Raw genomic sequence first — 13,207 nt, 5'->3', positions numbered from 1 at the left:
CGGCGGGGCGATCGATTCCGAAGGAAACTTTCCGAAAAGCTGACGATTTGCAAGGCGCGCCCGGCGACGGGGGCGCCTTTCGCATTTCGGCCCAGGCTGTTGGCGGCGTTCGGTTTTCCCCCGCCGCGGCGCCGGCCGGGTGGTGGCCGGGCGGTGGCCGGCGGATTGCCCATCGACCAAGGTAGGGGGTGCGCCCAACAATGATCTGTATCAAACAATTGGGCAGGTCAAGGGCGTAGGAATAAGGGACATTCCCGGACGCTCCCGCCCGGACGGAACAGCCCGAGTGTCTCAAAGCCGTCGAACAATCGCTCGGCACTCGATGAGGGGACGCACATGAATCAAAATGCACAACGGATTGTGAACAATCCGAAGTTCCAGGAGCTGGTGGCCAAGCGGTCCGCCTTCGCCTGGACTTTGTCGATCGCTATGCTCGTCATCTATTTCGGTTTCATCCTGCTGGTCGCTTTCGGGAAGCAGTTCCTGGGCACGCCGATCGGTTCCGGTGTGACGACCTGGGGCATTCCCATCGGCGTCTTCACCATCGTGTCCGCCTTCATCCTGACCGGCATCTACGTTCACCGGGCGAACGGCGAATTCGACGAGATGAACCGCCAGATCCTGGAGGAATCGAAGTGATGCGCGCCATCCACACCCGCATCGCGGCCGTCACGGCCGCCGCCACCGGGGCGGCGCTGCTGCTGCCCACCGGCGCCATGGCCGACGCCATCGGCGGCTCGGTGCAGAAGCAGGCGACCAACTGGTCGGCCATCCTGATGTTCCTGGCCTTCGTGCTGTTCACCCTGGGCATCACCTACTGGGCGGCCCGCCGCACCAAGTCGGCCAAGGACTTCTACGCCGCCGGCGGCGGCATCACCGGCTTCCAGAACGGTCTGGCCATCGCCGGCGACTACATGTCGGCGGCCTCGTTCCTGGGCATCGCCGGCCTCGTCTACGCGTCGGGCTTCGACGGCCTGATCTACTCGGTGGGCTGGCTGGTCGGCTGGCCGATCGTGCTGTTCCTGATCGCCGAGCGGCTGCGCAACCTGGGCAAGTACACCTTCGCCGACGTCGCGTCCTACCGCTTCCAGCAGACCCCGATCCGCACCCTGTCGGCCTGCGGCTCGCTGGCCACGGTGACCTTCTACCTGATCGCCCAGATGGTCGGCGCCGGCAAGCTGATCCAGCTGCTGTTCGGCCTCGACTATCTGGTCGCCGTCATCCTCGTCGGCGTGCTGATGATCGGCTACGTCACCTTCGGCGGCATGCTGGCCACCACCTGGGTGCAGATCATCAAGGCGGTGATGCTGCTGTCCGGCGCCTCCTTCATGGCCTTCATGATCCTCGCCAAGTTCGGCTTCAGCCCCGAGGCGATGTTCAAGGCCGCCGTCGACATCCACCCGAAGGGTCTGGCGATCATGTCGCCCGGCACGCTGGTGTCCGACCCGATCTCGGCGATCTCGCTGGGCATGGCCCTGATGTTCGGCACCGCCGGCCTGCCGCACATCCTGATGCGCTTCTTCACGGTGTCCGACGCCAAGGAAGCCCGCAAGTCGGTCTTCTACGCCACCGGCTTCATCGGCTACTTCTACATCCTGACCTTCATCATCGGCTTCGGCGCCATCCTGATGATCCTGGCCCCCGACGCCAACGGTGCCTACCCGTTCCTGACGGCCGGCCCGGCGGCCGGTGCCAAGGCGGCGATCACCGCGATCATCGGCGGCACCAACATGGCGGCCATCCACACCGCCCATGCGGTCGGCGGCGACCTGTTCTACGGCTTCATCTCGGCGGTTGCCTTCGCCACCATCCTGGCGGTGGTTGCCGGCCTGACGCTGGCCGGCGCCTCGGCGGTCTCCCATGACCTCTACGCCTCGGTCTTCGCCAAGGGCCGCGCCAACGAGGCCGACGAAATCCGCGTGTCGAAGATCACCACGGTCGTCATCGGCATCGTCTCGATCATCCTGGGCGTCGCGTTCGAGAACCAGAACGTCGCCTTCATGGTCGGTCTTGCCTTCGTCATCGCCGCCTCGGCCAACTTCCCGATCCTGCTGATGTCGATGTTCTGGGGCAAGATGACCACCCGCGGTGCGGTGATGGGCGGTGCGCTCGGCCTGATCTCGGCGATCGTCCTGCTGGTGCTGGGCCCGACCGTGTGGAAGGCCGTGCTGGGCAACCCGGCGGCGATCTTCCCGTACGACAACCCCGGCTTCTTCACCATCCCGCTCGCCTTCGCCGGTATCTGGTTCTTCTCGATCACCGACAACAGCGAGCAGGCCCAGAAGGAGCGCCGCGCGTTTGAAGCCCAGTACATCCGGTCGCAGACCGGCCTGGGCGCCGAAGGGGCTTCCGCCCACTAAGAGGCGGAACGGGAAGGGCGTGCCTCGCACCGCGCCCTTCCCCCCTTTGGCCTTCGCGTGAAGGCTGCGCTGCCAAGTGTCGCACCCGCTTCCGGCCTCCGGCCCGGCGGGTGTATCCTGAAAACGCCCCCGGACAGATCCGGGGGCGTTTCTTTTTGCCGTGCCCAGCCTTCGCCCCGCCCAATCTTTCGCGACGGAGCCGCCCCTTGCCGCACACCGCCTCCTCCACCGATCCGGGCGCCTTCGATTTCGCGCGACCGCCCTTCGACCTGCTGACGGCGGACCAGCGCGCCACGCTGGCCGGGGCGCTCGACGTCGCGCTGTACCCGCGCGACGCCATCCTCCTCACCCGCGAGGAGCCGGTCGACGCCCTGTTCGTCGTGCTGCGCGGATCGGTGCAGGAGCGCCGCGGCAGCGAGGTGGCGGCGGTCCATGGGCCGGGCGACCGCTTCGGCCTCCAGGCGCTGTATGGCGGTGGTTCCGGCGGCAACGGGGCCGGCACCCGCCGTTTCATCGCGGCGGAGGACAGCGTCTGCCACCTGATTCCGCGCGCCGCGCTGGACGCGCTGGCCGACGACAACCCGGCCTTCGGCGCGGCGATCCTCGGCGACTTCGCCCAGCGCATGCGCGATCTCGCCGTCGAGCGCTCCAACCGCGAGATGGCGGCCCTGACCATGGCCCGCATCCGGCAGGCCTACCTGCACCCGCCGCTGTTCGTCGACGCCGCCGCCAGCCTGCGCGACGCCGCCCTGGCGATGAAGCGCAACCGGGCCAGCAGCGTGCTGGTCCGCAACGCCGACGGGAGCACCGGCATCCTGACCGGCACCGACCTGCGCGACCTCGTGGTGCTGGACGGCCGGCCGGTGACCGACCCGGTGGGTCCGCTCGCCCGCTACGACCTGCTGACGCTGGATCGCGACGACCTGCTGTTCAACGCCCTGGTGCTGATGACCAGGCACGCGGTGCGTCGCGTGGTGGTGACGGAGAACGGCGCCATCGTCGGGCTGTTGGGGCAAAGCGACCTGCTGGCGGTGCTGTCCAACCACTCCCAGGTCATCGGCGTGCAGGTGGAGCAGGCGACGACCCCGGACGACCTGCGCCGGGCCAGCCGCTCCATCGTCGCGCTGATCCGCACGCTGCACGCCACCGGCGTCAAGGTCGCCTTCATCGCCGACCTGGTGACCGAACTGAACCGCCGCATCTTCCGCAAGCTGTTCGAGCTGCTGGCCCCGCCGGAGCTGCTGGCCAATTCCTGCCTGATCGTCATGGGCAGCGAGGGGCGCGGCGAGCAACTGCTGAAGACCGACCAGGACAACGGACTGATCCTGCGCGACGGCTTCGACTGGCCGGGGCTGACCGCCTTCGCCGCCGACTTCACCCACCATCTGGTCACGTTCGGCTATCCGCCCTGCCCCGGCAACATCATGGTGTCGAACCCGGACTGGACCCGGCCGCTCGCCGGCTACAAGGACGCCATCTTCACCTGGATCCACCGGCCGGACGAGGCGGCGCAGATGAACCTCGCCATCTTCTACGACGCCGCCCCGGTGGCCGGCGACGCGTCGCTGCTGGACGAGGCGAAGGGCTATCTGCTGAGCCGGCTGCAGGACAACCAGATGTTCTTCACCCAATTCGCCCGCCCGACCCTGTCGTTCGACACGCCGTCGGGCCTGTTCGCCACGCTGTTCGAACGGCGCCGGGCCGAGCCGGTCGACATCAAGAAGGCCGGCATCTTCCCCATCGTCCACGGCGTGCGCGCGCTGGCGCTGGAAAAGCACCTGGCCGAAACCAACACGGTGGAGCGCATCCAGACGCTGGCCGAGATGGGCGCGCTCGACCGCAAGCTGGCGGCGGAACTGGCGGAGGCCTTCACCATCCTGTCGACCATCCGCCTGAAGGCCCGCGTCGACGCCCCGGACGGTGGGGGAGCGGACGGCGGCGAACCGGATGGGACGGGCGGCGATCTCGCGATCGACAACCTCGTCCGGCCGGAGACGCTGGGCAAGCTCGACCATGACCAGTTCAAGGACTGTCTGGCCCTGGTGAAAAGCTTCAAGGAGCTGATCGCCCACCATTTCCGCCTGAACCACTGAGGCGACGCCGGCGATGCCCCTTCCTGAACGCGTGGCGATCCATTGCGAGGCCACCGGCTACGACCCGGAGGTCGCCGAACTGCGCCAGATCGTGGCGATCCGCATCCGCGGCAACCGCATCCTGACCGGCAGCGCGCTGCGGCTGTGGCCGGGCTGCGACACCGGGGTGGGCGAGGCCGGCGACCTGCTGCGCGCCTTCATCGGCGACCGCCCGCTGGTCGGCTATTTCCTCGATTTTTCCGCGGCGATGGCGGAACGGCTGATCGGCAGCCCGCTGCCGAACGAGCGGATCGAGGTGTCCAGCCTCTATTACGACCGCAAGATCAAGGCCGCCTCGAAACACGCGGTCGATCTGCGGCTGGACAGCCTGGTCCGCGACCTCGACCTTCCGGTACGCCCCGACGGGGCCTTCGGCGTCGCGCTGGCCGCCGCCATGGCGTGGCTGCGGCTGACGCAGGAGGGGCGCTGAGCGCCCCCCTGACGTCCTCCCAGGGCGTCTTTCCCGGCGTACCGGCCGTCAGTGGCTCATCAGCACCGGAATCGTCATGTGCTGCAGCATGAAGCGGGTCATGCCGCCCAGCACCAGTTCCCGCAGACGCGAGCGGCCGTAGGCGCCCATCACCAGCAGGTCGCAGCTTTCGTCGGCGGCCATGTTCAGCAGCGTATCGCCCGGCTCGACGACGTCGGTGGCGATGTGCGTTGCCTCCACCCGGCAATTGTGGCGGGACAGGTGGCGCGCGATGTCGGCGCAGGGCTCGTCACCCAGGCCGTTCGGGCCGGGCTTCGGGTTGGCCGCCATCACCAGGACGCGCTTGGCCGTCGCCAGCAGCGGCATCGCGTCGCCGACGGCCCGCGCCGCCTCGCGGCTGCCGTTCCAGCCCACCAGCACCCGCTCGCCGACGGTGGCGAAGCGGCCGGCGTAGGGAACCACCAGCATCGGCCGGCCGCACTCGAACAGCAGGTCGGCCGGCTGGGCGACGGGCAGGTCGCGGTCGCGTTCGGGGTCGGGCTGGCCCACCACGACCAGATCGGCGTAGCGGCCATGCACCGCGGCGGCGATCGTCGGATCACCCTCCACCGACAGCCATTCGGAGCGGTCGGTCAGGCCGTGGTGGCGCATCGCGTCGTCGAAGGCGGCGACCATGCGTTCGTTCTGTTCCTTGCGGACATGGCGGCGGGTGTCGCGCACCTCCTGCGGGATCTCGACCTCGATGTAGCCGGGAAGCACCATGTCGTTGACGGCGTAAAGCGCGGTCAGGTGCGCGTCGGCGCGCACCGCGAGGCGGGCCGCGAGGTCGAGGCGCGCCGCGGATGCAGGGGCGTCATCGACGACGACGAGGAAATCCTTGAGAGCCATGGCGTGTTTCCTGCCCAGAAAATTGTTGGGATCGTTGGTCGAGTCCTTGACGGGGACGTGCCGCACGGGGCGACACCCCCATTTTCCTTGGCAGTATAAATCCTGCCGCGTGCGCCGGTGTCTCACGAATACGGAGCGCAGGCATGCCCACTTCGCGTTCCTGTCGTGCCACCGATCGACCGTTGGGGGACCAACGATACGCCTCTACAATCCCAGAATGCAGCGGCGGTGACAAGACGCGGAAACATTCCATTCCTTTCCAAAGATCGGAATAAAAGTACGAAATTGAGTTGAAGTTCCAAACGCAACCCGGGCTTGTGTGAATACTATGATATGGGGATGCGTTGTCGCCACACCGCCTGTAGAAACCGGCAAGCTTTGTTGCAGGGGGGTGGCTTTGGTTTTGACGCAAGGGCGACACTTCGCGTAAGTGTTGGCTATCGTTTTCCTGTTGGGTACCCCGCTCTTTCCTCGCCATGAGCCCTGATCCCCGAATCTCCGCGTTGGCAGACGCTTTGTCCGGTGCCGTCTCCGGCGTGCCCGGGCTTGACGCACTGCGTCAGATCCTCGACGCAATGACCGTCAAGGTGGCGCTGATGGACCCGAACCGGCGGCACATCTACGCCAACCGGGCCTATCTGGAGATGATGGGGACGACGCTGGAGACGGCGGTCGGCACCACCATCGGCGACCATCTCGGGCCGGAGCTGCTGCGCAGCACCGTCGCCGCCGCCGACCGCGCGCTGTCCGGCGAAACCGTGCAGACGGAGGGGTGGATCACCCAGGCCGACGGCCGGCAGTGCTACGTCACCCGGCTGCACGCCCCGCACCGGGTGGAAGACGGCAGCATCGCCGGCTATTTCGTCATCCTGCAGGACATGACCGAACGCCGTCAGGTGCAGGACGACCTGTTCCGGCTCGCCTACTACGATCCGGTGACCGGGTTGGCCAACCGCCTGATGCTGCTGAAGCACATGGCCGACTACCGCAGCATGGGCGAGCCGTTCACGCTGGTCATCCTCGACATCGACCGTTTCGCCGAGGTCCGCAGCAGCCTGGGCCAGGGCTTCGCCAACGAACTGCTGGACGATCTGGCGCAGCGGATGGGGGCGCAGGCGGCCTCCTTCGACCTGATCGCCCGCGTCAGCGACCACGCCTTCGCCCTGCTGGCCGGCGGCACCTGCGACCGCCCGGCGCTGGAAGGCGCCATCGACGAGCTGGCGGCGGTGGTGCGCTCGGCGCGCTCCAGCTCCGGCGGCACCGTCTTCCTGTCGGCCAGCATCGGCGTGGCCGAGGCGCTGCCCAGCCACGAACGGCCAGACGATGTGCTGCGCGACGCCGAGATCGCCACCGCCCGCGCCCGCGAACAGGGCGGCGGGCGGCAGGCCTGGTTCGATCCGGCGATGCACGCCCATGTGGTCGAGCAGGTGCGGATGGAGCACGACCTGCGCGGCGCCCTGGACAGCGGCTCCGACCTGTGGGTCGCCTACCAGCCGATCGTCGAGATGGTGACCGGCGGGCTGGCCGGGTTCGAGGCGCTGATGCGCTGGACCCACCCCGAACGCGGCAACATCCCGCCCGGCATCTTCATCCCGATCGCCGAAAGCACCGGCCTGGTGGTGTCGCTCGGCACCTGGGTGCTGCGCCGGGCCTGCCAGCAGATCGCCCAGTGGCAGGACCAGCGCGAGCCGGGCTCCGCCCCGCTGTTCATGAGCATCAACCTGTCCACCCACCAGCTGTCCGACCCCAACTTCGTCCAGGTCGTGCGCGACGTGATGCGCGAAACCGGGGTGGAGCCGTCCTGGATCAAGCTGGAACTGACGGAAAGCGCCGTCATGGACAAGGCGGAACAGTCGATCCGCCTGCTGCGCGACCTGCGGGCGCTGGGCATCAAGCTGTCGATCGACGATTTCGGCACCGGCTATTCGTCGCTGTCCTACCTGCACAAGCTGCCGATCGACAGCCTGAAGGTCGACCGCTCCTTCGTCTCGGCCATGCACCAGTCGGAGGAAAACCGCGCCATCGTCCGCATCATCATGGATCTGGCGCGCCTGCTCGGCTTCGACGTCATCGCCGAGGGGATCGAGACCAGCGCCGACGCCAACCTGCTGCGCGCGCTGGCCTGTGACTACGGCCAGGGCTATCACTTCGCCCGCCCGCTCCCGCCGGAAGAGGCGGGCAAGCTGGTCGGCGGGGCGTTGCCGTGGCAGATGCCGCGCTGAGGGTGGTTTAGCCGCGCCCCCTCCCCAGCCCTCCCCCACCGTCGGTGGGAGAGGGGACTGCCGCCGCTTCGCCAATCAATCCACGCCAACAAGCGTCCCGCCCCCTCTCCGGCGATCGGACGGACCATAGGTCCGCCGGGAGCTCTCGCACAAAGCTATGCTTTGTGCTGACGCGGCAGGCGGACCATGGGTCCGCCGAGAGCGGGGGGATGGGCAGAGGGCAATACCCCCTTGCCCCCGAACGTCACTTCCCCCGGACGAACTTCGGCGTTCCCGCCGCGCTGGGCATCAGGCGGACGGCGTAGGGGCTGGTGCGGTTCAGCGCCACCGCCTGGGCCGGGCCGGGCACCGTCTCGCGGTAGCCGACGATCAGGTCGGCGCCCGCCTGCCGGACGCTGTCGATGGTGACGCCGTAGCCCGCCGTGTCGCGCGGCCCCAGGAACACCGCCACCGCCATGCGGCCACCGGGCAGGCCGGCCGGCGCCGGCTCGCCGACGCGGGCCCACAGCGCGGTCCATTCGGCGGAGTCGCGGGCGACGACGTAGGCGCGCTCCGCGGCGCTGCTGTGGTCGCCCTGCCAGACGGTGCCGGCCTCCGCCTGGGCCGGCAGCAGGTTGCCGTCGGCGCGGTCGTTGCCGGTCTGGCAGGCGGACAGCGTCAGCAGAGCGGGGGCAAGCAGCAGGGCGCCCAGCAGCGGCCCGGCGGCGAGCGGGAAGGATCGGCGCATCGGGATGTCAGGCGCTCCGCGGCAGGACCGTCTCGACCAGCGAGGCCCAATAGCTGGCGCCGGTGGTCAGGATCGCGTCGTTGAAGTCGTAATGCGGGTTGTGCAGCCGGCAGGACGGGCCGCGATGGCCGCCATGGCCGATCCAGATGTAGGCGCCCGGCCGTTCCTTCAGCATGTAGCCGAAATCCTCCGCCGCCATGGTCGGGGCGGGTGCCCACACCACATTCTCCTCGCCCACCACCCGGGCGGCGGCGGTTGCGGCGATGCGCGCCTCCGGCTCGCTGTTGACGGTGGCGGGGTAGCCGGGGCGGAAGCGCAGCTCGGCCTTGGCGCCGAGCCCCTCGGCGACACTGGAGACCAGGCGGGCGAACTGCTCCTGGATGCGGCGGTGGTTCTCTTCCGAGAAGGTGCGCATGGTGCCGAGCATCCGCGCGCTGTCGGGGATGACGTTGGCCGCGGTGCCGGCCTCGACCACCGTGATCGACACCACCGCGCTGTCGGCCGGGTCGGTGCCGCGGCTGACCAGGCTCTGCGCCGCGGTGATGATGTGGGCGGACACCAGCACCGGATCGATGCTGCGGTGCGGCATGGCGGCGTGGGCGCCGTGGCCGGTCACATGGATCTCGAACTGGTTGGCGGCGGCCATCACCGGGCCGGGGTGGACGGCGATCTTGCCGGCCGGCAGCTCCGGCCAGTTGTGCAGGCCATAGATCTGCTCGCAGTCGAACCGCTGGAACAGCCCGTCCTCGATCATCCGGCGGGCGCCGCCCAGCCCTTCCTCGGCCGGCTGGAAGATGAAGTGGACGGTGCCGTCGAAGTTGCGCGTCTCCGCCAGATAGCGGGCGGCGCCCAGCAGCATCGTGGTGTGCCCGTCATGGCCGCAGGCGTGCATCTTGCCGGCGTGGCGCGAGGCGTGGTCGAAGTCGTTGGCCTCCGGCATCGGCAGCGCGTCCATGTCGGCGCGCAGGCCGATGGTGCGGCCGCTGCCGGTGCCCAGACCGGTGAGCGTGCCGACCACCCCGGTCTTGCCGAGGCCGCGGTGCACGGTGATGCCGAACTCCTCCAGCTTCGCGGCGACGATGCCGGCGGTGCGGTCCTCCTCGAACCCCAGTTCCGGGTGGGCGTGGATGTCGCGCCGCCACGCGGTCATGTCGTCCTGGAAGGCGGCGATGCGGTTGTTGATGGGCATGTCTCTGACGCTGGGTTGGAACGGAAAGGCCGTTCGGGGAACGTGATGCGGTCGCGTTGACAATGGGTGGTCCGGCCCAGGTGGTCCAGGGGGCGGTCCAGCGGGGCAGTCTGGTGGCCCGCTAATCAGGAACGGCCATGCCCCGCCGCACCGCCGGCCGTTCGGCGACGGTGTCGTGCCAGCGCTTCAGGTTGGGGAAGCGGTCGAGCAGGCCGCCGCCGGCCACCGCCGCCGCGGCGATGAAGGGGAAGCAGGCGACGTCGGCGATGGAATAGGCGCCGGCCAGATGCTCCACCGCGCCCAGCCGTTCCTCCAGCGCGGCGTAGCAGCGCATCAGCTCGCCCTTGTAGAGGTCGATGGCGTGGGGGATGCGGTCGGGCGCGCGGGCGGCGAAGCGCTGCATGTCGATGGCGGTCGGGCCGAGGTCGCTGACGCCCAGCATGAACCAGCTCATCGCCTCCGCCCGCTCGTCGGGGTCCTCGGGCATCAGGCGGCCGGTGCGCTCGGCGAAATGCAGCAGGATGGCGCCGGAGCCGAACAGGCGGCGCACGCGGCCGCCCGGCAGTTCCTCCACCAGGGCCGGGATCTTGGTGATCGGGCTGAGCGCCAGGAAGTCAGGCCGCTTGTTCTCCCCCGCCGCCAGATCGACCCGATGGACCGCGTAGGAGAGGCCCAGCTCCTCCAGCAGGATGGAGGCCTTGTGGCCGTTCGGCGTGGGGAAGGTGTAGAGCGTCAGCATGCGGTGGCATCCCTGCGGCCCGCGTCGTCGCACGGGCGATGCCACACTCTGGCCGATTTGCGCGGCGAACGCCAGCGGCAGCGCGGGCCGTCCGGGGCGGCTCAGAACAGCGAGGCACAGCCGTCCGGCTTCACGATGCGGGTGGTCGAGGGCGGGTTGGCCGCCAGTTTGGCCGCCGGGCGGATCGGCCGCCGCACCAGCTCCCCGCCGCAGTTGGGGCAGCGCTCCCCCGGCAACCGGGCGCGGCAGCCGGCGCAGAAGGTGCACTCGAACGAGCAGATGTAGGCGTCCGGCGACTCGGGCGGCAGGTCGCGGCCGCAGCATTCGCAGTTGGGGCGGAGGTCCAGCATGGCCTGTGATCCGGTGCGGTGGGGGAAACGCCGCACAGGGTAGCGGGACCGCCGCGGGACCGACACCGGCGTGATCGCCGCCAAGCGTCAAGATCACGCCAATCCGCGCGGGCAGCCCTCCGGCGCCGGGAGCCTCACCGCTTCACCACCCGCGCCAGCGTCAGCACGTCGACCCGCGCCGCCCCGGCGCGCAGCAGCACCCGCGCGCATTCCGCCAGCGTCGCCCCGGTGGTCAGCACATCGTCGACCACCACCAGCCGCTGCCCGGTCACCGACAGGCCGGGGCGCAGGCGGAAGGCGCCCTTGACGTTGCGGTGGCGGCCCTGGCGGTCCAGCCCGCCCTGGGTCGGGGTGGCGCGGCGCCGTTGCAGCAGGTCGGGCACCGCCGGCACGCCGCAGCTCTTCGACAGCGCCCCGGCCAGCAGGGCGGCCTGGTTGTAGCGGCGGCGGAACAGACGGCCGCGGTGCAGCGGCACCGGCACCAGCCGGTCGGCGTCCGTCAGCAGCTCCCGCCCGGCGCGGGCCAGCCAGACGCCGTAGGCGGTGGCGGCGTGGATGCGGTCGCCGTGCTTGAAGCCCAGCACCAGCGGCCGGCTGCCGTCGTCATAGACCAGAACGGCGCGGGCGCGGGCGAAGGGCGGCGGCTCAGCCAGGCAGGCGCCGCACAGGTTGCCCTCCTGCGCCTCATACTCGAACGGCATACCGCAGCAGGCGCACAGCGGCGCGGCGATGAAGCTGAGGCCGGTCCAGCAGCGCGGGCACAGGCCACCCTGGCGGTCCACCCCCTCGCCGCACACCAGACAGCGTGGCGGCAGCAGCGCGTCCAGCAGCGCCGTCGCGGCACCGGTGGCGAGGCGGCCGAGGGAAGAGGCGAAGGCCGGCATCACGCCCGCCGGTCACTGCAGCATGGCGATGCGTTCGAAGATCACGCCGGTGTAGTCGCGCAGCGCCAGGAAGATCGCCGGGCCGGTGGCGAACAGGATGGCCAGCGTGGCGAAGAACTTCACGTCCTGCTGCAAGGACGCTTCGTGGATGTTGGTGACCGACTGGAACAGCATCAGCCCGGCCGACAGCACGGCGGTGATGCCCAGCGTCGGCAGGGTGATCTTCATGATGACCATCAGCGCTTCGTGGCTGACGGCGATGGCCGCGTCGATGCCCATGTGGGATATCCCGCTCGGGAAAAGGGGGTCGGAGCCGGTGGGGGCCGGTGGCTGCCCCGCGACTGTAGCACGGTTGCCGGCGCGCCGGGCTGGGGTATAGTGCGGCCATGACCAGTCCCGACAGCATGACCGTCTTCGACCGCGCCTTGGTCCGCCGCCGCCGCGACCGCGCCGTCGCCGAGTTCTCCGACCACTCCTTCCTGTTCGACGAGATCGCCGAGCGGCTGGCCGACCGGCTGGAGGACATCATCCGCCCCTTCCCCACCGCGCTGGACGTCGGCTGCCACGACGGGGCGATGGGGCGGGTGTTGCAGGGACGCAAGGGCATCGAACGGCTGGTCGCCTGCGACCTGTCGCCGGCCTTCGCCCGCGCCGCCCTTGGTCCGGGCAACGTCACGGTCGCCGCCGACGAGGAGTTCCTGCCCTTCGCCCCCGGCAGTTTCGATCTGGCGGTCAGCAACCTTAGCCTGCACTGGGTCAACGACCTGCCGGGCGCCCTGGTGCAGATCCGGCAGGCGCTGAAGCCCGACGGCTTCTTCTGCGCCGCCATGCTGGGCGGCGAGACGCTGCTGGAGCTGCGGCGCTGCCTGTACGAGGCGGAAATGGCGGTGGCGGGCGGCGTCTCCCCCCGCGTGTCGCCCTTCGCCGAGATCAAGGACGCCGGCGGGCTGCTGCAACGCGCCGGCTTTGCCCTGCCGGTGGTCGACAGCGACACGCTGACCGTCACCTATTCCGACGCCTTCGCCCTGATGCGCGAGCTGCGCGGCATGGGCGAGAGCAACGCCGTGCTGGCCCGCCGCAAGGTGCCGGCCACCCGCGGCCTGCTGTTCGACGCGGCGCAACGCTACGCCCAGCTCTACGCCGAGCCCGACGGGCGGATCCCGGTGACCTTCCAGGTGCTGTATCTGGCCGGCTGGTCGCCGCACGAAAGCCAGCAGCAACCGCTGAAGCCCGGCAGCGGACAGGTGCCTCTGGGCGACGCGCTGAAGGGCGGCGGCTGCCACTGA

The 13,207-nt window shown here is 69.7% G+C and carries 13 protein-coding genes; 6 read left to right on the top strand and 7 right to left on the bottom strand.

Features of this window, described 5'->3' with window-relative positions; all coding sequences use genetic code 11:
* Positions 1–336 precede the first annotated feature (336 nt).
* From TSO352_RS15365 to TSO352_RS15350, 4 genes are all read left to right on the top strand, one after another.
* Positions 337–639, top strand: a complete 303-nt coding sequence (locus TSO352_RS15365; RefSeq protein WP_109108155.1) for a DUF485 domain-containing protein — start codon at positions 337–339, stop codon at positions 637–639.
* Positions 639–2,360 (top strand): cation acetate symporter, encoded by a 1,722-nt coding sequence (locus tag TSO352_RS15360; RefSeq protein ID WP_199231604.1) that lies wholly within the window; start codon positions 639–641, stop codon positions 2,358–2,360. The genes TSO352_RS15365 and TSO352_RS15360 overlap by 1 nt, the downstream gene beginning before the upstream one ends.
* 206 nt (positions 2,361–2,566) lie before the next feature.
* Complete coding sequence (locus TSO352_RS15355) at positions 2,567–4,453, top strand: DUF294 nucleotidyltransferase-like domain-containing protein (RefSeq protein ID WP_247872119.1); 1,887 nt, start codon at positions 2,567–2,569, stop codon at positions 4,451–4,453.
* A 13-nt stretch (positions 4,454–4,466) separates the two neighbouring features.
* Entirely contained in the window at positions 4,467–4,922 is a 456-nt protein-coding gene (locus TSO352_RS15350; protein WP_109108152.1) for a DNA polymerase III, read from the top strand.
* A gap of 48 nt (positions 4,923–4,970) precedes the next feature.
* On the opposite strand, the gene TSO352_RS15345 is transcribed toward TSO352_RS15350, so the two are convergent.
* Positions 4,971–5,810 carry a universal stress protein gene (locus tag TSO352_RS15345; RefSeq protein ID WP_109108151.1) on the bottom strand — a complete coding sequence of 280 codons (840 nt, stop codon included), beginning with the start codon at positions 5,808–5,810 and terminating at the stop codon, positions 4,971–4,973.
* Between the two features lie 476 nt (positions 5,811–6,286).
* Between TSO352_RS15345 and TSO352_RS15340 the strand changes: the two genes are divergently transcribed.
* On the top strand, positions 6,287–8,032 hold the full coding sequence (locus tag TSO352_RS15340; protein ID WP_109108150.1) for a GGDEF domain-containing phosphodiesterase: 1,746 nt from the start codon (positions 6,287–6,289) through the stop codon (positions 8,030–8,032).
* A gap of 244 nt (positions 8,033–8,276) precedes the next feature.
* Here TSO352_RS15340 and TSO352_RS15335 read toward each other — a convergent pair whose 3' ends face one another.
* The 6 genes from TSO352_RS15335 to TSO352_RS15310 all read right to left on the bottom strand — a co-directional run bounded on the left by TSO352_RS15335 (position 8,277) and on the right by TSO352_RS15310 (position 12,200).
* Positions 8,277–8,759 (bottom strand): protease complex subunit PrcB family protein, encoded by a 483-nt coding sequence (locus TSO352_RS15335; protein ID WP_109108149.1) that lies wholly within the window; start codon positions 8,757–8,759, stop codon positions 8,277–8,279.
* Positions 8,760–8,766: 7 nt separating this feature from the next.
* Entirely contained in the window at positions 8,767–9,948 is a 1,182-nt protein-coding gene (locus tag TSO352_RS15330; protein WP_109108148.1) for a M20 aminoacylase family protein, read from the bottom strand.
* Positions 9,949–10,069: 121 nt separating this feature from the next.
* Positions 10,070–10,687 carry a glutathione S-transferase C-terminal domain-containing protein gene (locus TSO352_RS15325; protein ID WP_109108147.1) on the bottom strand — a complete coding sequence of 206 codons (618 nt, stop codon included), beginning with the start codon at positions 10,685–10,687 and terminating at the stop codon, positions 10,070–10,072.
* Positions 10,688–10,788: 101 nt separating this feature from the next.
* Positions 10,789–11,037 carry a DUF1272 domain-containing protein gene (locus tag TSO352_RS15320; protein ID WP_109108146.1) on the bottom strand — a complete coding sequence of 83 codons (249 nt, stop codon included), beginning with the start codon at positions 11,035–11,037 and terminating at the stop codon, positions 10,789–10,791.
* Positions 11,038–11,171: 134 nt separating this feature from the next.
* Positions 11,172–11,921, bottom strand: coding sequence for a ComF family protein (locus TSO352_RS15315; RefSeq protein WP_109108145.1), 750 nt, complete (start codon positions 11,919–11,921; stop codon positions 11,172–11,174).
* A gap of 12 nt (positions 11,922–11,933) precedes the next feature.
* Positions 11,934–12,200 carry a flagellar biosynthetic protein FliQ gene (locus tag TSO352_RS15310; protein ID WP_109108144.1) on the bottom strand — a complete coding sequence of 89 codons (267 nt, stop codon included), beginning with the start codon at positions 12,198–12,200 and terminating at the stop codon, positions 11,934–11,936.
* 107 nt (positions 12,201–12,307) lie between these two features.
* Between TSO352_RS15310 and TSO352_RS15305 the strand changes: the two genes are divergently transcribed.
* A complete protein-coding gene (locus tag TSO352_RS15305; protein WP_109108143.1) occupies positions 12,308–13,207 on the top strand; it encodes a methyltransferase domain-containing protein in 900 nt (299 codons plus the stop codon).

Origin of the sequence: Azospirillum sp. TSO35-2 (assembly GCF_003116095.1) — a bacterium.
In the GTDB taxonomy this organism is placed as follows: domain Bacteria; phylum Pseudomonadota; class Alphaproteobacteria; order Azospirillales; family Azospirillaceae; genus Azospirillum.
The sequence above is the reverse complement of the archived record's forward strand: the minus strand, read 5'-3'. Positions and strand labels throughout refer to the sequence as shown.